Annotated in this window: 20 protein-coding genes; 14 read left to right on the forward strand and 6 right to left on the reverse strand. The window is 53.7% G+C overall.

Annotated elements, in window-relative coordinates; all coding sequences use genetic code 11:
* Position 1: 1 nt before the first annotated feature.
* Positions 2 to 790: a helix-turn-helix domain-containing protein gene (locus CPA50_RS13175; protein ID WP_096783009.1), complete on the forward strand. Its 789-nt coding sequence runs from the start codon at positions 2 to 4 to the stop codon at positions 788 to 790.
* On the opposite strand, the gene mtnA is transcribed toward CPA50_RS13175, so the two are convergent.
* Positions 779 to 1,855, reverse strand: coding sequence for an S-methyl-5-thioribose-1-phosphate isomerase (mtnA, locus tag CPA50_RS13180; RefSeq protein WP_096783010.1), 1,077 nt, complete (start codon positions 1,853 to 1,855; stop codon positions 779 to 781). The genes CPA50_RS13175 and mtnA overlap by 12 nt on opposite strands.
* A gap of 136 nt (positions 1,856 to 1,991) precedes the next feature.
* On the opposite strand from mtnA, the gene CPA50_RS13185 reads away from it, so the two are divergent.
* From CPA50_RS13185 to rdgC, 8 genes are all read left to right on the forward strand, one after another.
* Entirely contained in the window at positions 1,992 to 3,332 is a 1,341-nt protein-coding gene (locus CPA50_RS13185; protein ID WP_096783011.1) for a TRZ/ATZ family hydrolase, read from the forward strand.
* A gap of 35 nt (positions 3,333 to 3,367) precedes the next feature.
* Positions 3,368 to 4,084, forward strand: coding sequence for a bifunctional 2-polyprenyl-6-hydroxyphenol methylase/3-demethylubiquinol 3-O-methyltransferase UbiG (gene ubiG, locus CPA50_RS13190; RefSeq protein ID WP_096783012.1), 717 nt, complete (start codon positions 3,368 to 3,370; stop codon positions 4,082 to 4,084).
* A complete protein-coding gene (locus tag CPA50_RS13195) occupies positions 4,074 to 4,736 on the forward strand; it encodes an HAD-IA family hydrolase (RefSeq protein ID WP_096783013.1) in 663 nt (220 codons plus the stop codon). The genes ubiG and CPA50_RS13195 overlap by 11 nt, the downstream gene beginning before the upstream one ends.
* Positions 4,737 to 4,802: 66 nt before the next feature.
* Positions 4,803 to 5,552 (forward strand): YciK family oxidoreductase, encoded by a 750-nt coding sequence (locus CPA50_RS13200; RefSeq protein ID WP_096783014.1) that lies wholly within the window; start codon positions 4,803 to 4,805, stop codon positions 5,550 to 5,552.
* On the forward strand, positions 5,552 to 5,785 hold the full coding sequence (locus CPA50_RS13205) for a glutaredoxin family protein (RefSeq protein ID WP_096783015.1): 234 nt from the start codon (positions 5,552 to 5,554) through the stop codon (positions 5,783 to 5,785). The genes CPA50_RS13200 and CPA50_RS13205 overlap by 1 nt, the downstream gene beginning before the upstream one ends.
* Positions 5,786 to 5,798: 13 nt before the next feature.
* The gene (gene yaaA, locus CPA50_RS13210) at positions 5,799 to 6,569 is read left to right on the forward strand and encodes a peroxide stress protein YaaA (protein ID WP_096783016.1); all 771 of its coding nucleotides are present in this window, start codon (positions 5,799 to 5,801) and stop codon (positions 6,567 to 6,569) included.
* Positions 6,570 to 6,593: 24 nt separating this feature from the next.
* Positions 6,594 to 6,794, forward strand: coding sequence for a DUF2788 domain-containing protein (locus CPA50_RS13215; RefSeq protein WP_096783017.1), 201 nt, complete (start codon positions 6,594 to 6,596; stop codon positions 6,792 to 6,794).
* A 19-nt stretch (positions 6,795 to 6,813) separates the two neighbouring features.
* A complete protein-coding gene (gene rdgC / locus CPA50_RS13220) occupies positions 6,814 to 7,740 on the forward strand; it encodes a recombination-associated protein RdgC (protein ID WP_096783018.1) in 927 nt (308 codons plus the stop codon).
* Positions 7,741 to 7,792: 52 nt separating this feature from the next.
* Here the strand turns inward: rdgC and CPA50_RS13225 are convergent, their stop codons facing one another.
* A complete protein-coding gene (locus CPA50_RS13225) occupies positions 7,793 to 10,537 on the reverse strand; it encodes a GNAT family N-acetyltransferase (protein ID WP_096783019.1) in 2,745 nt (914 codons plus the stop codon).
* 158 nt (positions 10,538 to 10,695) lie between these two features.
* On the opposite strand from CPA50_RS13225, the gene CPA50_RS13230 reads away from it, so the two are divergent.
* The gene (locus CPA50_RS13230; RefSeq protein WP_096783020.1) at positions 10,696 to 11,622 is read left to right on the forward strand and encodes a histone deacetylase family protein; all 927 of its coding nucleotides are present in this window, start codon (positions 10,696 to 10,698) and stop codon (positions 11,620 to 11,622) included.
* Between the two features lie 18 nt (positions 11,623 to 11,640).
* On the opposite strand, the gene CPA50_RS13235 is transcribed toward CPA50_RS13230, so the two are convergent.
* On the reverse strand, positions 11,641 to 12,558 hold the full coding sequence (locus CPA50_RS13235) for a flagellar protein MotY (RefSeq protein ID WP_096783021.1): 918 nt from the start codon (positions 12,556 to 12,558) through the stop codon (positions 11,641 to 11,643).
* Positions 12,559 to 12,810: 252 nt separating this feature from the next.
* Here CPA50_RS13235 and pyrC point away from each other — a divergent pair, with 252 nt between their 5' ends.
* A complete protein-coding gene (gene pyrC / locus CPA50_RS13240) occupies positions 12,811 to 13,842 on the forward strand; it encodes a dihydroorotase (protein ID WP_096783022.1) in 1,032 nt (343 codons plus the stop codon).
* Between the two features lie 85 nt (positions 13,843 to 13,927).
* Positions 13,928 to 14,554: a ribonuclease T gene (gene rnt / locus CPA50_RS13245; protein ID WP_096783523.1), complete on the forward strand. Its 627-nt coding sequence runs from the start codon at positions 13,928 to 13,930 to the stop codon at positions 14,552 to 14,554.
* 85 nt (positions 14,555 to 14,639) lie between these two features.
* Here rnt and CPA50_RS13250 read toward each other — a convergent pair whose 3' ends face one another.
* Entirely contained in the window at positions 14,640 to 16,625 is a 1,986-nt protein-coding gene (locus CPA50_RS13250; protein WP_096783023.1) for an SDR family oxidoreductase, read from the reverse strand.
* 373 nt (positions 16,626 to 16,998) lie between these two features.
* On the opposite strand from CPA50_RS13250, the gene CPA50_RS13255 reads away from it, so the two are divergent.
* On the forward strand, positions 16,999 to 17,298 hold the full coding sequence (locus tag CPA50_RS13255; protein ID WP_096783024.1) for a hypothetical protein: 300 nt from the start codon (positions 16,999 to 17,001) through the stop codon (positions 17,296 to 17,298).
* Between the two features lie 80 nt (positions 17,299 to 17,378).
* Positions 17,379 to 20,231 carry an insulinase family protein gene (locus tag CPA50_RS13260; RefSeq protein ID WP_179397227.1) on the forward strand — a complete coding sequence of 951 codons (2,853 nt, stop codon included), beginning with the start codon at positions 17,379 to 17,381 and terminating at the stop codon, positions 20,229 to 20,231.
* Here CPA50_RS13260 and CPA50_RS13265 read toward each other — a convergent pair.
* Positions 20,218 to 20,853, reverse strand: a complete 636-nt coding sequence (locus CPA50_RS13265) for a TIGR04282 family arsenosugar biosynthesis glycosyltransferase (RefSeq protein ID WP_096783025.1) — start codon at positions 20,851 to 20,853, stop codon at positions 20,218 to 20,220. The genes CPA50_RS13260 and CPA50_RS13265 overlap by 14 nt on opposite strands.
* The gene (locus tag CPA50_RS13270) at positions 20,840 to 21,547 is read right to left on the reverse strand and encodes a TIGR04283 family arsenosugar biosynthesis glycosyltransferase (protein WP_179397228.1); all 708 of its coding nucleotides are present in this window, start codon (positions 21,545 to 21,547) and stop codon (positions 20,840 to 20,842) included. The genes CPA50_RS13265 and CPA50_RS13270 overlap by 14 nt, the downstream gene beginning before the upstream one ends.
* Positions 21,548 to 21,585 lie beyond the last annotated feature (38 nt).

Genomic DNA, 21,585 nt, shown 5'->3' on the forward strand with positions numbered 1-21,585 from the left:
TATGAGCCAGAAAACCGGCAAGCAGGCAGTCAGTGAAAAAGCAGGTCAGAGCAAAGCCCGGGCCCTGCAGGACATGTTGCTGGATGCACTCCACGCCATGCGTTCGCTGGAAGAACTGGATGGTCTGAGTAAGCCGGCCTCGGAAGAAAAGGCGCCGGAAGGAATTATTGACCGGCTTGCCAGCTTAACCGGATCGGCTTTCCGCCTCGGAGCCCGCGCCACAGACACTTCACTGCGACTGGGGCGAGTGCTGATCAACTCTCAGGATCAACTGAGGGCCATGCTGGCAGCAGGCCATTCCATAAAGGACATCCGGGAAGTTGCCGGGCTGACACTGTCGGAGATGAGCGAGGCCCTCAATCTCCGCGACAAGTCCGTTCTTGAGGCCATCGAGAACGGAACAGCTACACTTTCATTTGAACTGATTCTCCGTCTGGCTGCCCTGATCGCACGGAACGACCCTATCCCGTTCATCATGCGCACAACCCGGAACTACAACCCCGAGGTCTGGCAGACTCTTAACGACTGGGGCGTGGCCAGATTACCCTTGCAGTTTGAGCGGGAACGGGAATTTATAAACATCTTCCGCCGCCATGATTCCGCACGAACACTCTCAGACGAAGACTTCCACAAAGTACTGGAATTCACCAGACAGGGTTTTGAGATGTCCCTCCACTTCGCCGAAGAGCAGGAAAAACAGGTAGCCGAACTCCGCGCCAGTTTTGAAAAGCAACAAAACAAACCGCCGGGTACAAAGATCTCTGCCGAAAAAAAACCATCAACCGAATAGCCCCTGCATTCCTGCCATATCCGGATTCCGAACGATTCCCTTCTCAGTAACAATAACGTCAATAAGATCTGCGGGCGTTACATCGAACACCGGATTAAACACCGGCACCCCTTCAGGAGCGAGAGAAATGCCCCGCACTTCACGAACCTCCCGGCCATCGCGCTCTTCGATGGGGATATCTGTACCCGACGCCAGCGACATATCCACTGTGCTTGAGGGCGCTACGACCATAAACCTCACGTTGTGATAGCGTGCCAGCACCGCAAGGCTGTAAGTCCCGATTTTATTGGCCACATCGCCATTGGCAGTAATACGATCGGCACCCACCAGAACCCACCGCACCTCACCAGCAGCGAGAATGGCCGCAGCAGCGCCATCAGCGTTCAGAGTCACCGGAATATCATCCCGCATCAATTCCCAGGCGGTGAGGCGACTACCCTGAAGCCACGGACGAGTCTCGTCCGCATAAACCCGCGTCAGTAACTTTTTTTCATGAAGCCGGCGAATAACGCCCAGCGCAGTGCCGTAACCGCCTGTTGCGAGCGCACCTGTATTGCAATGGGTCAGAACCGAGACAGGCGCGGCGTTGTCGGCCGAGAGCCCCATTGCACTGAGAGCATGATCGGCCATGGCCAGATTGCCGGCCAGATCTTCCTGATGGATAGCCTCTGCTTCATCTGCCAACCTCTCCTGAGCCTCGCCAACAGACTCACACGAGTCAAACACCCGCTCCATTCGCTGCAAGGCCCAGAACAGATTCACTGCGGTTGGCCGGGATTCAGATAACTCACGTATAGCCTGCCTGATTTCAGCTTGCCAGTCCCTGCTTCCGGCATGCCTGGCAGCAAGTGCAACACCGTAGGCCGCACTGATACCAATAGCCGGTGCGCCACGCACCACCATATCCCGAATGCACCGGGCGACGCCGGATGCACCTTCCAGAGTTATCCAGTGCTCCTGAGCTGGCAATAGACGCTGATCAAGCAGTTCCAGACTGTTGCCTTGCCATCTGAGTGCGACCGTACCCAAAGCACGGGAGAAAGGAGTATCTGTAAGATTATTCATTGCCTGGCTACCGTTTCTTAACGCTGAAAACGGCCAGTATAACGGTTATACTTGCGGGCTACATTTCATTGTCCGGCGCACTTGTGCACTTTTTATGCTCAACGCATTTTGTGGCCGGCACTGCAAGGCAGGGTCAATGACGGCAGATACCATCACCACAGCTGATATTCGCATCAACGCACGCTGGCTGATTCCTATTGAACCGTCCGGAATCGTGCTTGAGCATCAGGCCATTATTATTCAGGGCACCCGAATTGCGGCAGTACTGCCCGTAGCAGCAGCGGATCGCGGGTTTCGTACCCGTGAGACGATTGACCTGCCTCACCACGTGGTTATGCCAGGGCTGATCAACATGCACGGACATGCGGCGATGTCGCTTTTCCGGGGTATGGCGGATGACCTGCCCCTGATGACCTGGCTGAATGACCATATATGGCCCGCCGAAAGCCGCTTTGTCAGCGAACAGTTTATTGCCGACGGCTCACAACTGGCCATGGCAGAGATGCTGAGAACCGGCACAACAACCTTCTCGGACATGTATTTTTTCCCGGAAATTGTGGCTCAGTTGGCCCATGATACAGGCATGCGCGCCCAGATCTGTTTTCCTCTGCTGGATTTCCCAACCGTATGGGGCTCCGGCCCTGATGAATATCTGAGTAAAGGCGAAGCCCTGATAGAAGCATGGAAAGATGATGATTACATCATGCCGGCCATTGGCCCACATGCGCCTTACACCGTATCTGATGGCCCCCTGATCAAAGCTCTCGCGCTTTCTGAAAAAACAGGTGCCCGCATTCAGATTCATCTGCATGAAACCGAATTTGAAGTAGCCGATGCCGTAGAAAAAATGGGGAAACGCCCCACAGAACGGCTTGCAGAACTTGGCGTTCTTGGCCCCAGAACCCAATGTGTCCATATGACTCAGATCAGCGACACAGATATTACTCTGCTCGCAGAAACCGGGGCGCATGTTATTCACTGCCCTGAATCCAACCTCAAGCTCGCCAGCGGCCTGTGCCCTGCCGACAAGCTCATGAAGCGAGGAATTAACGTGGCGGTCGGAACTGACGGCGCGGCGAGCAACAACGACCTGGATCTGTTCGGTGAAATCCACACTGCTGCCATGGTTGCAAAAGTGGTCGCCAATGATGCTGCAGCATTTTCTGCCCATGAGGCTCTTCAGGGCGCAACACTGAATGGAGCCAAAGCACTGGGTCGTGACCACGAACTGGGCTCTCTAGTAGCAGGAAAGCTGGCAGACATTATTGCTGTTGATCTCAGCGACCCGTTTACTCAGCCGGTTTACGACCCTGCCTCCCACCTTGTTTACAGCAACCGCAGCCGCGCTGTAACCCATAGCTGGATCAACGGCGCACCTCAGGTACAGGATGGCAAACTGACACGCATAGATGTTCCAGACCTGATGCTCCGCGTTGAGGATTGGGCAAGGCAAATCCGCCAACAGCAGGCTGACTAAACAAATTCCGACAGATTGATCAGGCAGAGCGCAACATGACAAACCAGAACGTTGACCGGAACGAAATTGCCAAATTCGAAGCATTGGCCAATCGCTGGTGGGATCCCACCAGCGAGTTCAAGCCACTGCACGATATTAACCCCTTACGCCTGAACTATATCGACGAACGCGTATCCCTGGCTGGTAAACGGGTGGCTGACATAGGATGTGGCGGAGGCCTGCTGTCAGAAGGCATGGCACTGCGTGGAGCTCACGTAACCGGTATAGATATGGGCGAATCGCCCCTGGCCGTTGCACGTCTGCATGGTCTGGAAAGCGGGATCAAGGTGGACTATCAGCAAATTACTGTTGAAGAGCTGGCTCGCGACCCCGAACATGCAGGCCAGTACGACGCCGTTACGTGCCTGGAAATGCTGGAGCACGTGCCCGACCCGGCCTCAGTTGTCAAAGCCTGCTCGGCTCTCCTCAAGCCTGGCGGACACCTGTTTGTGTCGACTATTAACCGCAATCCGAAATCTTTCCTGTTTGCCATTGTCGGAGCCGAATATGTCCTGAACATGCTCCCCAAAGGCACTCATGAATGGAAAAAGTTTATTCGACCCTCGGAAATGTCCGATTACCTTCGCCACGCCGGGCTGGATGTGCGCGAACTGACCGGCATGACTTATAACCCCATTACCCGCTCTTACAAGCTGGGCCGGGATGTTGATGTAAATTATCTGATGCACGCCCGGGATATACGTGAAAGCTGAAAAGCCCTCAACCGTTCTTTTCGATCTGGATGGCACTCTGATCGACACCGCACCGGACTTCATCCGCTGCCTTAACGAATTGCGCCAGCAACACGGCCTTATGGCGCTGTCTGCAGACCTTATACGCAGATCCGTTTCCAATGGCGCACGGGCCATGGTACGGGTAGGCTTCGGGCTGGAACCGGAGCATCCGGATTATCTCAACAAACATACAGCGTTTCTTGATCTGTATGAGGCTGGTGTCGCGGTCGAAACCCGCCTGTTCGAAGGCATGGACGAGCTGCTCCGGTCACTGGAGGGCAAAAGCATTCCCTGGGGTATCGTGACCAACAAACCTGTACGTTTTGCGGCTCCGCTGGTAAAGGCACTCGGCCTGGAAGAGCGCTGCGCTTCGCTGGTCTGCCCAGACCATGTCACCTTACGAAAACCCGCTCCGGAAGCTCTTTTTCTTGCCTGTAAACAGATAGGTGCAGACCCGGCCAAAGCAGTGTATGTGGGCGACCATGAACGGGATATAGAGGCCGGACGCAATGCCCATATGAAAACAATCGCTGTACGCTATGGCTATATCGAAGAGCCTGAAGCTGTTGACCTATGGCAAGCCGACATTGTCGCCGACACAGTCAGCGATCTCGCAAAGCTGTTACAATGACGCACTTTTGAAACCGACCAACTTTAACGCACTCTGATGAACCTCAGGCTGACACGGAGACAGGTTATGCAAGATTACCAGGCACCCGCTGATCTTCTGAAAGATCGCATCATACTGGTGACCGGTGCGGGCAGCGGAATTGGCCGCACAGCCGCAAAAACCTATGCTGCGCACGGAGCCACATTGATTCTTGTGGGCCGGACAGTGAGCAAACTGGAGTCTGTCTACGACGAAATTGAAGCGGCTGGGCACCCGAAGCCGGCCATAGTTCCAATGAACTTTGAAAGTGCTAGCGCGAAAGACTACGAAGAACTGGCCATGACCCTGGAAGACAACTTCGGAAAGCTTGATGGTCTGTTGCATAACGCCGGTATTCTCGGCGACCGCAGCCCGGTGGAAATGTACAACCCGGAAACCTGGAACAAGGTCATGCAAGTGAACGCAACGGCTCCATTCCTGCTAAGCCGGGCGATGATTCCCCTGCTGCGGAAATCAGATGCAGCTTCAGTCATTTTCACATCCTCCGGAGTTGGCCGTAAAGCAAAGGCCTATTGGGGAGCCTATGCAGTATCCAAGTTTGCGGTTGAGGGTCTGAGCCAGCTCCTGGCCGATGAGCTGGATGACGAGCGCCACAATGTGCGGGTTAACAGCCTGAATCCGGGTGCCACCAGAACCAATATGCGGGCCCATGCCTACCCGGCTGAAAACCCACAGCAAAATCCGGCACCGGAAGAACTTATGCCGGTCTACCTGTATCTGATGGGTAAAGACAGCGCCGGCGTAAACGGACAACAAGTGGACGCTCAGCCGAAATAATGGAACTGTTTTTTTACACCACATCCCAATGCCACCTGTGTGAACTGGCAGAAGCTCTGCTGGTAAACACGCCTATGCCGGCGCCTGTACCAGTGGATGTTGTGGATATCGCGCAATCAGAAGAACTGGTACAACGCTACGGCACGCGGATTCCCGTACTCCGGCGGAGCGATACCGGACAAGAACTCGACTGGCCGTTTGACCGGGATCAGTTACTTACGTTTCTGCAATGAGGAATTATCTGACATGCTGATGGTTATCTCTCCCGCTAAAACCCTCGACTACGAGAGTCCGCTGGCAACGGAAACCTTCACCCAGCCCGACTTTCTGGATGACGCCTGCGAGCTGATTGATCAGTTAAAAGAACTGGAGCCTCATCAGGTCAGCAACCTGATGAGCATCAGCGACAAACTGGGCCAGCTGAACGCCGGGAGATTCCAGGACTGGCACACACCCTTTTCCCCTGAAAACGCCCGCCAGGCAATACTGGCGTTCAAAGGAGATGTATACACCGGGCTGGATGCGGAAAGCTTCAGCGAGCAGGACTTCAGTTTTGCCCAAAAGCACCTGCGCATGTTGTCCGGGCTTTACGGCATTCTCAAACCACTCGACCTGATGCAGCCTTATCGGCTGGAAATGGGAACAAAGTTTGAGAACAAACGTGGCAAAGACCTGTACGCGTTCTGGGGCGATAGCCTTACCCAGGAAATAAACCGCCTGCTGAAGAACGACGACGAAGTACTGGTAAACCTGGCTTCAAACGAATATTTCAAAAGTGTCAGGAAAAAGGATCTTGAAGGGAGGTTGATTACCCCCCAATTCAAGGACTGGAAGAACGGTCAATACAAAATGATCAGTTTCTACGCCAAGAAAGCCCGCGGTCTTATGTGCCGTTTCGCCATCCTGAACCGTATTACCGACGCAAACGACCTCAAAGGTTTTAACCTTGATGGTTATTATTTCAGCGAAGACCAATCCGATAAAAACAACTGGGTTTTCCTGCGGGATGAACAGTAATCCAGATTGAGTTCGGAGCACATCATGAATGAAGCAGTATTTTCTCAGATCGCCATGCTGGTGTTTCTGACAGGCCTTATTGTCTGGATGGGATTTATCGTCTGGGATCTGGCAAAAAAATCGCAGGCTGGAAAGTTTGGCACCATCGCCCTGTTTACTGTGCTGGGAGCCGGCGTGGTGGGCTTTATCATTAAGACAATTCTCGTAGAGATCATGCAATTATGAAAAACAAGGATCAAGCCTGATGTGGTTTCGCAATGCCCGCGTTTTCCGTTTTACCAAACCGTTTGATATCTCTGCTGAAGAGCTCGAAGAAAAGCTCAGCAGCGACGCTTTCAAGCCCTGCGGCCCACAGGAAACCAATCGCCAGGGCTGGGTTCCGCCTCTGGGCAAACACGGTGAGATGCTTGTTCACAGTGCCAATGGATATCACCTGATTGCCTTGCGCAAGGAAGAAAAAATTCTGCCTGGGCCAGTCGTGAAAGATGCCGTTGAAGAGAAAGCTGAAGCCATTGAACTTGAACAGGGCCGCAAGGTTCGTCGTAAGGAAAAAGACGAAATCAAAGAACAGGTGATGCTGGAAATGCTACCCCAGGCATTCTCCCGGAACCGCCGCAGCTTTGCTTATCTGGCTCCGAAGGACGGTGTCCTGGTTGTCGATGCAGGCTCTGCCAAACAGGCGGAGGACCTGGCTTCAACCCTGCGCAAAAGTCTGGGTTCCCTGCCTGTGCGGCCGCCCGTTGTAGAACTGGCGCCTGCCTTCACATTAACGGGCTGGCTGAATGAAACCGTCGACCTGCCAGCTACGATAGTGCTGGGTAATGAATGTGAACTGAAAGACCCTTCGGAAGACGGCGGCGTAGTTCGCTGCAAAGGCCTGGACCTGAAAGCAGACGAAATCCGCAATCATCTGGAAGCGGGCATGCAAGTCACCAAACTGGCCCTGACATGGGACGAGAACGTGTCTTTCATTCTCGACGAGGAGCTGGGCATCCGCAGGCTGAAATTTGGAGAAACTCTTCAGGACCAGCTCGACGACGTTGATGTTGATGATGCTGTCGCAAAATTTGATGCAGCCTTCACCCTCATGACCCTTGAACTGTCGAAACTGATTCCGGGATTACTCGAAGCCCTGGGCGGCGAAGACCGTTCAGCAATCGTTGAAGAGTAAGTAGCAAACCGGACGAATGAACGCCACCACTGACGTCTTTCACAGAAAGGCGTCAGTGGGTTCTCTTGCTCAGCCTCTCCTTCTGCCAGGCAGTTTTCGGCTCATTCAGCACCAGCCGCAAATCCATCACTTCTTCCTCAGGGTTATACTTCACCTCGAAACCCAGGTGCTCAGCAAGCTGCAGCATCGGGCGATTGTCGGCCAGTACATTGCCGACCATTTCGACCGTGCCACGGGCGCGGCAGTAGTCGATCATTTTCTGCATCAACGCCACGCCAAGACCTTCACCTTTCATCTTATCGTGCACCATGACCGCGAACTCGCACTGCAGGTTATCCGCGTCTGTCCAGGTTCTCACGGTCCCCAGGGTTTCTTCCCCTTTGCCATCCTCTCTGGGAGCGTTGGCGATAAATACCATTTCCCGGTCGTAGTCGATTTGCACCATCTGCGCAACGTCTTCCCGGGAGAAATGCTTGCGATACTGGAAGAACCGGTAACGAATGGATTCCGGCGACTGCAGTTCATGAAATGCCCGATGCGAGGGCTCGTCCTCGGCAAGAGCCGGGCGAATAATTACCCGGCGACCCGACTTGGGCAGCACAATCCACTCCTCGAGTTCCCTTGGGTATGGCTGAATAATCGGCCGGCCTGGTGTTTCAGAAAGGTTGATAGCCACGTTAACCGCTACCGCCCCCTGGTCATTGAACAACAGCGGCGAAATCTCCAGCCCCCGGATCTCAGGGTTGTCGATCACGATCTGGGAAAGTGTAACCAGCGTTTCCGAAACCGCCCGGATGTCGGATTCCGGCTTCAGGCTGTGCTCCCTGAGCAGCTTGTACATATAAGTACGACGCAACAACTCCCGCGCAAGGACCATGTTCAACGGCGGTAGCGCAATCTGGCGATCGGAGATTACGTTGATATGAGCACCGGAGGCACCACAGACCACCAGAGGCCCAAACTGGACATCCCGGGTAATCCCTACGCTGAATTCAATGCCGCCAACGTGTTGATAAGAGAGCTGCATGGCAAAACCCAGGAACCCGCTAACAGGAAAATGCTTCTGATATTCCTCCATCAGGAAACGGCAGGCATCGATAATTTCAGTCTCGCTGCTCAGCTTCTGCATGGTCCCCTTGTAGCGGCGCTGGGCGGCTGTCAAAGTCATAAACGGCTGACAGGACTGCTCATGAACAATCGTGACATCTACCGGTCGGCGCTCGATGGAGAAAGCCTCCACAACTTCTTCTACATCATCACAATAAACGGTTTCTATAGCGCTGATGCCGTAATCGCGAATCACATCCCGGGCTTCCCGGCTCGACAAATGTTTTCGGCCAGAATGAAGCGCATTCATAACCATACGCCGGGTTTTCGTATGGTCTGCAAAATGGTCGGTAAACGATTCGGGAGTTTCCGTCAGCAGGCGCTGGACTCGCTGATGCCGCACATGTTGCATAAAGGCAACGACCGCCTTCTCCGGATTGAAAAACGACGGCACCCCTGCGCGATAAAACTCCTCGCGTGCATCCATCACAGTACTCTGCCCTAGCCAGCAGGTGAAAATATTGAGCCGCGTGCCCTTTGCAGCCTGCACAACCGCGTCGGCAATCTGCAGACTGTCTTCCGTCAGACTGGGAGCGTACATCACGAGCAGGTTGGCAACTTCAGGATCTTTTGCCAGAATTTTGATTGCCTTCCCGTAAAGCTCAGGCGATGCATCGTAGTTAAGATCGATTGGGTTCTTCCGCGTCCAGTATTGCGGTAACAGCTCCGCAAGCGCAGTAATGCTGGATTCGGACAACGAAGCCAGTTCTCCACCCAGATCTGCCAGTCGGTCAACGGCCAAAACCCCGGGACCAACGCCGTTCGCCATAATGGCCAGAGATTCCCTGCGCAAAGGCCGCATGCGGGTCAGGGTCTCCAGGGCGTCAAACATCTGCCCAAGCCCATCAACCCGCAGCACACCAGCGCGCTGTAGCATGGCATCGTATATGGGATCGCTGCGCACTATTCCATCAGGTAGCTCATAGGGTAGCCACTCGGATTCCGGCACACGCCCGGATTTAACGGCAATCACAGGCTTTGTTCTGGAGGCAACCCGCACGGCCGACATAAAACGCCGGGCGTTTGGAATATGCTCAATGTGCAGGAGAATTGCGCGGGTCTGCGTGTCCTGAGCCAGATAATCAATCAAATCATCGTGATCGATATCCATGCCATCACCGAGGGTGAGGAAATAGGAAAAACCAACACCACGGGCAAAGGCCCAGTCAATCACCGAACTGGCGATAGTACCCGACTGACCCACAAACGCTACGCGGCCAGGAAGAACACCCATATGAGCATAAGTGGCGTTCAGGCTTCTGGCTGGCACCATAAAGCCAATGGTGTTCGGCCCCAGAACCCTTATCCCGGTCTCCTTTGCCGCCTCCCGAACCGCATACATCAACGGCTTTCCGGTTTTACTGTGAGTACGGGACATCCCGCCGGTCATCACGATCGCTGTACGTGCCCCGGCCTCGCCCAGGCGCCTGATGGTCTTGGCAACTGTATCCGGTGGCGTACAGACAATGGCGAGGTCCGGCGAAAACTCCATTTTGGACACTTTTTTTACACAGGGTACGCCGTGAACATTGTCATAGTCGTTCTGGTTAACTACCAGAAGTTTACCGGGATAGCCGCCGCTCATCAGATTCCGCAACACCATACCCCCAAGGTTGTCTGCTCGCTCCGATGCCCCTATCACTGCAATTGACGCAGGATTGAACAGACTTTCCAGATACCGGGTGCTCAAGCTGACTCTCCTTCAGAAGGTGTTTGTCCTATCTTATGCATAGACGAACCGATGTGAAATGCCTATTGGCTCTATAAGACCAAAGAAACACAGCACCATCAGATTATCCCTGATAAAATCAAAAAGAATACAAGTATAATCGGGGCGTTTCGAAATATATGACCACCGCATTTTTTTCCCATGATGACTGCAAGAAACATGACATGGGCCCAGAGCATCCCGAGAGCCCTGACCGCCTGGCAGCCATCATCAGTTACATTGCAGACACCGGGGTTGCTGAAAAGCTCGACTGGGTACGCCCGGAAGAAATCACCCGGGACCAGCTTTTAAACGTGCACCCGGAACGTTACCTGCAACAGCTCGACATGATGCAGCCAACTCGTGGCCGGGTGTTTACTGATCCGGACACCGCCATGATGCCGGACACACTCCGTGCTGCAAAACTGGCTGCCGGTGCCAATGTTCAGGCCGTGGATATGGTCATGAGCAGCCAGGTTACCAATGCATTTATCTGCGCACGACCTCCCGGCCACCACGCTGAGCGCAGCAAATCCATGGGCTTTTGTTTTTACAACAACATTGCTCTTGCAGCCATGCGGGCACTCAATTTCCATCATCTTGAGCGTGTAGCCATCGTTGACTTTGATGTGCATCAAGGAAATGGCACCGTGGACATTGTGAGCGGAGATGAACGCATACTGATGTGCTCGAGCTTCCAGCACCCGTTCTACCCGCACTCGCACGTGCACCGGCAAGCCGACAACATAGTGAACATTCCCATTGAAGCGGACTGTTCGGCTGAAACCTACCGTAAACAGGTAGAAGACGGCTGGATCAAACGCCTGAACGCATTTAAACCTCAGGTTGTTCTTATCTCTGCCGGATTTGACGCTCACCGCCTGGACCCGATGGGAGAACTCAATCTGGAGGTCGAGGATTTCCGATGGCTCACAGAAATGCTGGTGGGCATTGCGAACGAACACAGTAACGACCGGATTATTTCGACGCTGGAAGGGGGTTACCACCTGAAAGCTCTGGCAGAGAGCGTGAACGCTCACCTGGAAGTATTGAGCTCGGTTTACTGAGGGCGGCCTGAAGTTGCGTTATCCGGCGGAAGCACCGCCATATCCATTGGCTTGCTGTAGCCCAGGCCGCTCGCCCTCGCGCTGAAGGCGAATCGTTGTGCGACGGTTATCAGCAGCTCGCCCGGACACCGGGTACTGGTCTCCGTGAGCTCTCACTGTAATCATGTCCGGGTCCACTCCGCGCCCCTTCAGATACTCAGCCACAACATTGGCACGCTCCTCAGACAATGCCCGGTTATCAATACGGTTTCCGATACGATCACTATGCCCATCTACAAATACGCGCTCTACCGTAATATCGGCCGCCAGATAGGCGACAATGTCGTCCAACAGGCCCATATCGGCTTCAGATAACGTCTTGCTCCCACTGGCAAACACTATTTTTGAACGCCCTATCTGATCGATATTTACCGGTAGAAGATTCGCAGCACAAGACCTGTAGCGCTGATACTGGCCATTGAAATTAATATTGGAAACCTGCACACGGACCGGGCTTCCATCGTACCAGGAGGCACGGGTAACGGTTGGGCGCATTCCGTCGAGAAGGCTTTGCGCAAGAATCACCGCCTGGCGGGATTCAAGGGATACCGGACGGTGCCCCTCAGATACGTGCACTACACCTACAGATTTTGGCGCTGTGCCCGGTCGCCACGCAGGCGCTTCAACAACTAACGAACCACGCCCAGGGCGCATAAGCCGGGATTCGGATTCAAGGAAAAATGAAAGGCTCTCTCCCGCCCTGTGGCTAAAAACGGCCCGGCCATAGCCTGGAACCTCATGCACCAAAGAACATTCGAAAACAGATTCAGAAAGATACCACTGGCTGTTTGAGATTCCGGCACCGTAACTTCCGGCCAGGCCTGATCCGGGCAAAAAGACGCCAAGAGCGAGTATGGCCAGCATATTCAGCGTTTTTTTGGGAAGGTCAGACACCATAAGAGTCCCATAAGAGCGCCCCACGGACGCAAGAGCAGTTATACCAGTGGTTCACGATGTTTCGTGCTTTCCATGTTTAACGGCACCCTCACAGCATTCTTTAGCTCACGAGAGGAAAAACAATCACTGGCGTGTTCTGTTATAATCTGCCAACTTTTTCAGTGCCAGAGCGCCGTTGAAAGTGAACACGCCTTTTCACGCCGCGTCTTACGCCCTTTATTGAACCTTTTGACGGTACCGCGGAATCAAATCATGACCGAACAGCTCACCCTTGTGCGCCCCGACGACTGGCACCTCCACGTTCGTGACGGCGATGTTCTTAAGGACGTTGTGCCGGCTACTGCTGCCTGCTTCGGCCGCGCGATCATCATGCCAAATCTCGTGCCACCGGTTACTAATGCCGCTGAAGCTTCAGCGTACCGGGATCGCGTACTGGCTGCGGCCAAAGGTACTGATTTCCGACCATTGATGGTGCTTTACCTTACAGAGTCCACTACACGCGAAGACATACTTGAGGCCAGAGCGGAAGGTGTTGTTGCTGCCAAGCTTTATCCAGCCGGAGCTACCACAAACTCCGCCTCTGGAGTGCAGGATATCCGCAACATCTATCCGGTACTGGAAACTATGGCAGACTGCGGCATGCTGCTGCTTGTCCATGGCGAAGTCACCGATGCAGACATTGATATTTTTGATCGGGAGAAGGTATTCCTTGACCGGGTTCTGGCGCCCACACTGCAAGCCTTCCCCAACCTCAAGGTTGTGCTTGAGCACATTACCACCGCCGATTCTGTGGAGTTTGTGCAGCATCACCAGGGGGAAAATCTTGCCGCAACGCTTACACCCCAGCACCTTATGTATAATCGCAACCATATGCTGGTGGGCGGGATTCGCCCTCACCTATACTGCCTTCCTGTTCTGAAACGCAACAGACACCAGCAAGCGCTGAGGGACGCTGTTGCCAGCGGTGACAAGCGGTTCTTTCTGGGAACCGACTCGGCTCCTCATACAAAGGATCGGAAAGAGGCAGCCTGCGGCTGTGCGGGCTGCTATTCAGCCTATGGCGCGATTGGACTCTATGCTGATATTTTTGAAGAACTTGGTATTCTTGACCGGCTGGAAGCATTTGCCAGCCTGAACGGCGCGGACTTCTATGGTCTGCCGCGAAATACCGGTACCATAACCCTGATGAGAAAACCTTGGACTATGCCCGGGGAATTACCCTTGGCGGGTGGTACCATCGTTCCGCTGAAAGCTGGCGAAACCATCAACTGGCGTTTGGCGTAATTTTCCTACGACTTCCTGATAAACAGCCACGACCGGAGCCTTAGTGACTGACGAAAACAGACAACTGCACCCCCAATCGCACCCCATGTCCCGCAGATTCCGCGGCTTTTTACCCATTGTGGTCGATGTGGAGACCGGTGGGTTCAATCCGGAACGTGATGCTCTGCTGGAAATTGCTGCGGTGATACTGACCATGGACGACGACGGTCGTTTGCGGCGTGCTGAAACCCATTTGCAGCAGATCGATCCGTTTGAAGGGGCCAATCTTGAGCAATCTGCGCTGGATTTCACGGGGATCGACCCCTGGAACCCGGAGCGTGAAGCCGTTCCCGAGCGCGAAGGCCTGAGCGAAATCTTCGGCCCCATCCGGAAAGCGATCAAGGCAAACGACTGCAAGCGCGCAATCCTGGTGGGCCACAACGCAACCTTCGATCACAACTTCGTATTTGCTGCGGCACGGCGGGCGGAAATCAACCGGAACCCGTTCCACCCCTTCTCCACGTTCGACACGGCTACCCTTGCCGGTCTGGCTTATGGCCACACGGTTCTGGCCCAGGCCTGTAAGCTGGCAGGCATTCCGTTCAACAACAAAGAAGCTCACTCCGCGGCCTACGATGCAGAAAAAACAGCCGATCTGTTCTGCGGCATCGTAAATCGCTGGCAAGAGCTGGGCGGGTTTCCGCCACCAATGATTTCAGATGAAGCTGAATAGAACAGCCACTAGTTCAATAAATAACACCTACAAAAAACCGCGCTTTAAGCGCGGTTTTTTGTTTCAAGATTACAAAGAATACTATTTACCAGTGAATGCCCCGCATCACAGCTGCGAATGCAACCTGTTCCGTAGACACCTTGGGCCGCTCAATAACCTTGCCGCCAACTCCCGGGGACGAATCCGGGAACATGCGATACCCGGTGTTCATCACAATTTCGCCCATCTTGGGCGCCAGAGCATGCAGCACCTGAGCAAAAATGCCAAGGCGTGTAGCAATACGCTTGGGGCGGTCAATAATCGCACTCGTCACCAAATCCGCAGCTTCTTCCGGCGTAAGCGTCGGTACAGAATCGTAGATCTTGGTGGGAGCAATCATCGGCGTTTTTACCAATGGCATATTAATAGTAGTAAACGTCACGTTCCTGTCTGACCATTCAGAAGCAGCGCACCGGCTGAATGCATCCAGTGCCGACTTTGATGCAACATAAGCCGAGAAGCGCGGTGCGTTAGTAAGCACACCAATGGAAGATATGTTAACCACATGCCCCCGATTACGCTCCAACATAGAGGGAGCAAACCCCATAATCAGACGCACGGAGCCAAAGTAGTTCAATTGCATGGTACGTTCAAAATCATGGAAGCGATCGAACGACAACGACAGCGAACGACGAATCGAGCGCCCGGCATTATTCACCAGCACATCAACGTGACCGTGATTCTCCAGAACGGTCTTCACAAACCGGTCGCAGTCCTCCATATCAGAAAAATCACACTGGTAGGCATGTACGATGCCACCCATCGCTTCCAGAGATGCGCTCACCTCGTCCAGTTTTGCCTTGGTACGGGCACCAATCACCAGAATAGCGCCAGCTTCCGCCAGTTTTTCAGCCGTCGCCAGACCAATACCTGAAGTAGCACCGGTTATCACACACACCTTACCTTCAACCGTGCCCTTGAGAGTGCGGTCCTTGAACAGGTCAGGATCAAGATGACGCTCCCAGAAATCCCAGATCACAGGTGCAAAGTCTTTCAGGCGAGGTACTTCTATACCTGTTCCTTTCAGCGCACGCTCGGTTTCACGGGCATCAAAACGCGTGGGATAGTTGATAAAGGACAGCACAGAACTCGGGATGCCCATATCATCCAGCACAGCGCTTGTCAGCCGCTTCACCGGTGGCAGGTTTTTCAGGCTCTGGCGAATAAACGGGGGAACAAAGCCGAACATACGCGAATCTATACGCATGCCCATTTTAGGCGCATGACCGGCCTCACAGAATATGTTGAGAATCTCGCCCACTTTGTAAGGGTCGGTATCCACCAGGTGGAAGCACTTGCCGTCTTCGCCATCCAGATGCGCAATGTGATCCATCGCATCGACAACAAAGTCCACCGGGACAACGTTCAGACGCCCGCCTTCAACCCCGATCGTCGGTACCCACTGGGGCAAGGTACGACGGATTTTCTGGATCATTTTGAAGAAATAATACGGGCCGTCGACCTTATCCATCTCCCCGGTTTCCGAGTGGCCAATCACCATGCCCGGGCGGTATATCCGGAATGGTACCCTGCACTCTTCACGGACAACTTTTTCGGACTCGTGCTTGGTCTTAAGATACGGATGATCCAGCTTCTCCGCTTCTTCGAACATATCCTCCCGAAAAATACCTTTGAACAAACCCGCAGCCGCAATCGACGAAACATGATGGAAATGTTTCACTTTCATGGCTTCGGCAGCATTAACTGCGGCCCTGGTTCCATCAATGTTCGCGGCCTGCTGGGATTCCTCATCGGCCCCCATATCGTAAACAGCGGCCAGATGAAAAAAGTGGTCGACCTTTCCAGTCAGGGATTTCAGGGTTTTGGCGTCAATACCCAGATTGTCGCTGGTCAGGTCTCCAATCACGGCATTAACACGGGACTCATCCACGCCCCAACGCGCTCTGAGTGCGTCAAGTTTGTCACGGGACTGCTCCCGCACCAGCAGATGCACGGTACCACCGCGTGCCAGAAGTTTTTCCACAAGGAAACGGCCAATAAACCCGGTACCACCGGTCAGGAAATAATCCATCGATAATCCACCCTGCTTGTTGCTCTATTGTTGTCTGTTCACACCGGCCTTATTAGACCATAGTCTTATACAGGCTCAATGCCGCCGGCATTGTACTTAAATGCAACTTACATGTATCGGCGTTCTCAGAAAAAACACTACGCAACCAATTGTTTTAAATATATTTATTTATTTCTGGACCGACGACCGCGCCTGTTTATCCTGCCGACACACTGGATTTTAGACTAGCACAGTAATTGGCACCCGCCCTCCCCGGTGATGAATTACCGCAAAGCAATGAAACAGCCTGCCAGCAATGCGATAATCTGGAACTTGTTGCCTTTTCAGGCGTCAACTCTTTCCATAGACCAAGCAACATGCCGGAATCCAGATAATGCAAAATGACAATCCGAACACCGAACGCTACATCGCTATTGCCCGCGCCTGCCTGAAAGCCATCAACGACACGACAAAGAACGCCGGAGATCGGGAACAGAAAATTCAGGCGGTTTACCAGGCTATCGACACTGCGTTCCAGGCAGAATTTACTGAATACCGGCAGTCTGTTGCGATTATGGCCACCGTTCTGGAACGTATTGCATCCGGACAACTCGATGCAGATCAGGCGGCAGATCTGGCCCGAAAAACGCTGGATCAACAGCCGGAAAACACCCGCAATGCAATGATGCACTGAGTGGAGCAGACCCCCATCTTCAGCAGTCAGTGCAAGCAAAAGCACGTCTTAAACGCCTTTAACCGGATGACAGAGACCCTATGCAAATCGGTAATCACTTGAATGCCCGAATACAGGTGCTATCAGCAAATGTGTTTGCGCTGCTTTTCCTGTTATTTGTGAGCTCCCTTGCCAGTGCAGCGCAAACACCGGACAAGAGCCCCAACGATAAGAACGACTACCGTTTCATCGAACTGGATAATGGCTTGAAAGCCATTCTGGTATCCGACAAGAATGCAGAAAAAGCTGCCGCATCCATGAACGTAGCCATTGGCAGCGGGGATGACCCCAAAGAGCGGGAAGGCATCGCCCACTTTCTGGAACACATGCTCTTTCTCGGCACCGAAAAGTACCCCAAAGCCGGTGAATACCAGCAGTTCATCAAAACGCACGGCGGCAGCCACAACGCTTTTACCGCGTTTCGCAACACCAACTATTTTTTCGATATCCAGGCAGACTATCTTGAGCCTGCACTGGATCGTTTTGCCCAACAGTTTGCTGCCCCCCTGTTTACTCCTGAGTTGGTCGAGCGCGAACGCCACGCCGTTCATTCAGAGTTCCGGGCTAAACAAAAAGAAGACGGGCGTCGCTTCTATTCCGTCAAAAAAGCTACCAGTAATCCTGAGCATGCCTTTCACCAGTTCGCCGTCGGCAACCTGACTACTCTGGAAAATACCGAAGACAATCCCCTTCGACCTGACCTGATCGAGTTCTGGCAAACCCATTACTCCGCCAACCTCATGACTCTTGCGGTCTACGGCCCGCAATCGCTGGACAAGCTGGAAACCACAGTGCGCGCACGCTTTGGCACGATTGAGAACCGCCACCTGAAGCCGAGGGCACACACAGCAAGCCTGCTTGAAACCGAAAAACTACCAGCACTGGTAACAGCAAAAGCCATCAAAGATGTCCGCAGCCTGTCGTTATCCTTCCCGATTCCATCCCAGCAGAAAAATTACCGCACCAAGCCCGCAAGCTATGTCTCCAACCTGCTTGGGCATGAGGGCCCGGGGAGCCTTTTCGATGTGCTCAAAAAGAGCGGCCTTGCCGATAGCCTTTCAGCAGGCATTGGTATGGATACCGGCGAAAATGCCACGCTGGACATCAGCATGGCCCTGACACCCGAGGGCCTGAGCCGGTACGAAGAAATCCTGCCTCTGGTCTTCAAATACATCGACATCATTCGTGAACGAGGCATCGACCAGCAACGTTTTCAAGAAATGCAGCGCCTGGCCCAAATTGATTTTCGCTTTCGTGAACAAGGCGAACCGGTTCATGAAGCCATGCGTCTGTCGAGCCAACTCCAGGATTACCCCGCAGATGTCCTTCTCAGTGCGCCCTGGCTGATGGAGCGTTACGCTCCGGATCAATACAACGAAATCCTCGACAGGCTAACTCCCGATAACGTGATGGCCTATTTGCTGGCACCGGAACCAAAGCTCACAAACCCAAACCTGACTCAGTGGTACGACACCCCCTGGCAGATCGAACCCCTGAATGCAGAATATCTCCGGACCAAGGCACCAGAAGCCCTGACGAAAGCACTTCGGCTACCCTTACCAAATCCATTTGTGCCTGAAAATCTCGCCATGGTATCCGGCAACACCATGAACAAGCCTGAACTCCTGGGCAACCAGGACAGCATGGCGATCTGGTTTGCACGGGACACTCGCTTTAACACACCAAAGGCCAACGTATTCTTCAGCCTGCGCACCCCGGCTGTCCGCGCATCCGCACGCAGTCACGTTTTAACAAAGCTGCTTATAGACAGCATCAATAACAACCTGAACGCCTGGGCCTATTCCGCCCGCCTTGCCGGACTGGATTACAGCATCTATCCACACTTGCGCGGCATTACTGTGCGGGTTGGTGGTTACACGGACAAACTGCACACGCTGATGAACCGCATCCTGATGCAGATTGCCACTCCGGAAGTAACCCGGCAGCGGTTTGATATTGCCCGACAAAACCTGATAGACAGCCTGCAGAACAAAGCCAAAAACCGTCCGGTTGAACAGACATCAAGGTTCATCCAGACGGCCCTGCTTGAGGACACCTGGAGCACTAAAGAAAAACTGCAAGCTGCCAGAGAAGTGACTCTTGACGACCTTATATCCTTTGCCAACGCCCTGCTTTCGGAAGTAGACCCGGTGCTACTGGCTCATGGCAATATTACAGAAGCCTATGCACTGAACCTGGCACAGCAGGTTAATGCTGTTGTTCTGGGCAAGAGTGACTTGGTAGATGTTGAGCGCAGCCGTGTACACAGGCTTCCTGAAAACGAAATGCTGGTTTCTCTGAATGTAGACCACCCTGATACGGGATATACGCTTTACTCTCAGGGCAGGAACACCAGCTTTGAAGAGCGCGCCCGGTTCCGCCTGCTGGCACAGATTATAAGCAGTCCTTTTTATGAGGATATCCGCACCACCCGCCAGCTTGGCTACATTGTGTACGCCACACCTTTTGAGCTGCTCGAAACCCCAGGCCTAGGCTTTGTGGTTCAATCCCCTACCGCCAGCCAGGAAGAAATAGATCAGGCGGTTCGCGAGTTTGCCAAACGCTATGAGGAAGTCCTTGGTAATCTGGACGAGGAGCGCCTGAGCCGGGAAAAGCAGGCGGTGATCAGCAGCATACTGGATCAGGATCGTCAGCTGGGAGAGATTTCAGGTCGCTACTGGCGCGAGATTGACCGGGGCTCAGATAGCTTTGACTCCCGCGAGAAGCTCGCAGAAGCGGTCAAAGCGGTAAGCCTTGAAGATCTGAAGACTACCTATAGGGATGCAGTGTTAAACAGAGACAGGGCAATACGTGCCGTAACTGGCGGGGAAGGCCTGAGTGCTTATAAAGCACGGGAACTTGTCCGGAAGCAGCCGCCGGTCACAGCAAAGTAAGCTGAAAGCGCGCCCAGTCCTCCGGCTCATCCACATCCCAACGGGGCTCCAGCAAACTAACGCTGAGCCCCAGCTTCTTTAACCTTTCGCAAGTCTGTTCCAGCACACTTTCCGTGCCCCACTCGATACCATCGAGCATATGGGGCACTACCCGGCGTGCACCAATCAATACATAGCCACCGTCGTCTGAAGGCCCCAGAACCACATCGTATTCCTGCAGGCGAGCTATAGCCTGATGCACATACTCCGATTCAACCGACGGACAATCACTTCCCACAATCAAAGCATGGGTGTGGGACTCAAGGCCGGCACCAAGGGCGCCAAGCATCCGAACACCCAGGTTGGGGCCCTGTTGTATATTCTGTTCCAGGCCCCGTTGCTCAATAGTGCGGACAAGTTCCTGCGCATCCGCAGGAACTGATTCCACGTTTCTGTCCCACCAGAACTGCACAGGAAGCCCCGACCTACAGAGGTTATCCAGTACTGCGTTCGTAAGGGCCAGGTGCGCATTCAGCGCCCCGGAAACCCCAAGCGCAGGAATAAGGCGTGTTTTGACCCGGCCCGCTTCCGGCCATTTAGCGAATTGCATCAACAGAGAATGTGAGGTTTCAGTCTGAGCCATTACGAACGTCCGAGCGGTAAGAGTGAACAAGTGATTCCGGTGATTCGCCACGCCAGTATCGCCAGCGTAACCGCCACATAAGAAAAATGGTGCGCCAGACGCCCCGCTGCTCCCAGCGGCGACTATCTGTTGTAACCAAGGCACGGAGACAAAAGGGCCGGGAAATACGGCAAAGCCGCCGAGAAAATTCGACATCCTCCATAACCGGTAGTTCCTCAAAACCCTTCAAGGTCTCGAAAACAGTTTTGCGCACAAAAAACGCCTGATCACCGGTGCAAATTCCCGTTAACCGGGAGCGCCAGTTCATAAACCAGGCTATCACCCGAAGCATCACACCCCGCCCACTCAGGCGCACATCAAACCGCCCCCAGGCTTTGTTGCTATGAAAAAAACCGTTCAGGCAAGCCAGGGCATCAGCGGGAAGCCGGGTATCTGCGTGCAGAAACAACAGAACATCACCTTTCGCAACTGATGCCCCTGCATTCATCTGAACAGCCCTGCCTTTTCCCGACTGAATCACACGATCCGCAAGCGGGGCCGCCAGCCCGGCGCTCCCATCCGTACTACCGGCATCCACAACAATAACCTCATGCCCTGCAAGGCGCAGAGGCTGCAGAGCTTCAAGCGTTTCCACAATATCCCCCGCCTCCATCCAGACCGGGACAATAATGGTTAATGAGAACGGATCAGACAAAACACACTCCCGGACAAGCAGAAATCACGGTAACACCT

It is taken from the genome of Marinobacter sp. ANT_B65 (assembly GCF_002407605.1).
GTDB lineage: Bacteria > Pseudomonadota > Gammaproteobacteria > Pseudomonadales > Oleiphilaceae > Marinobacter.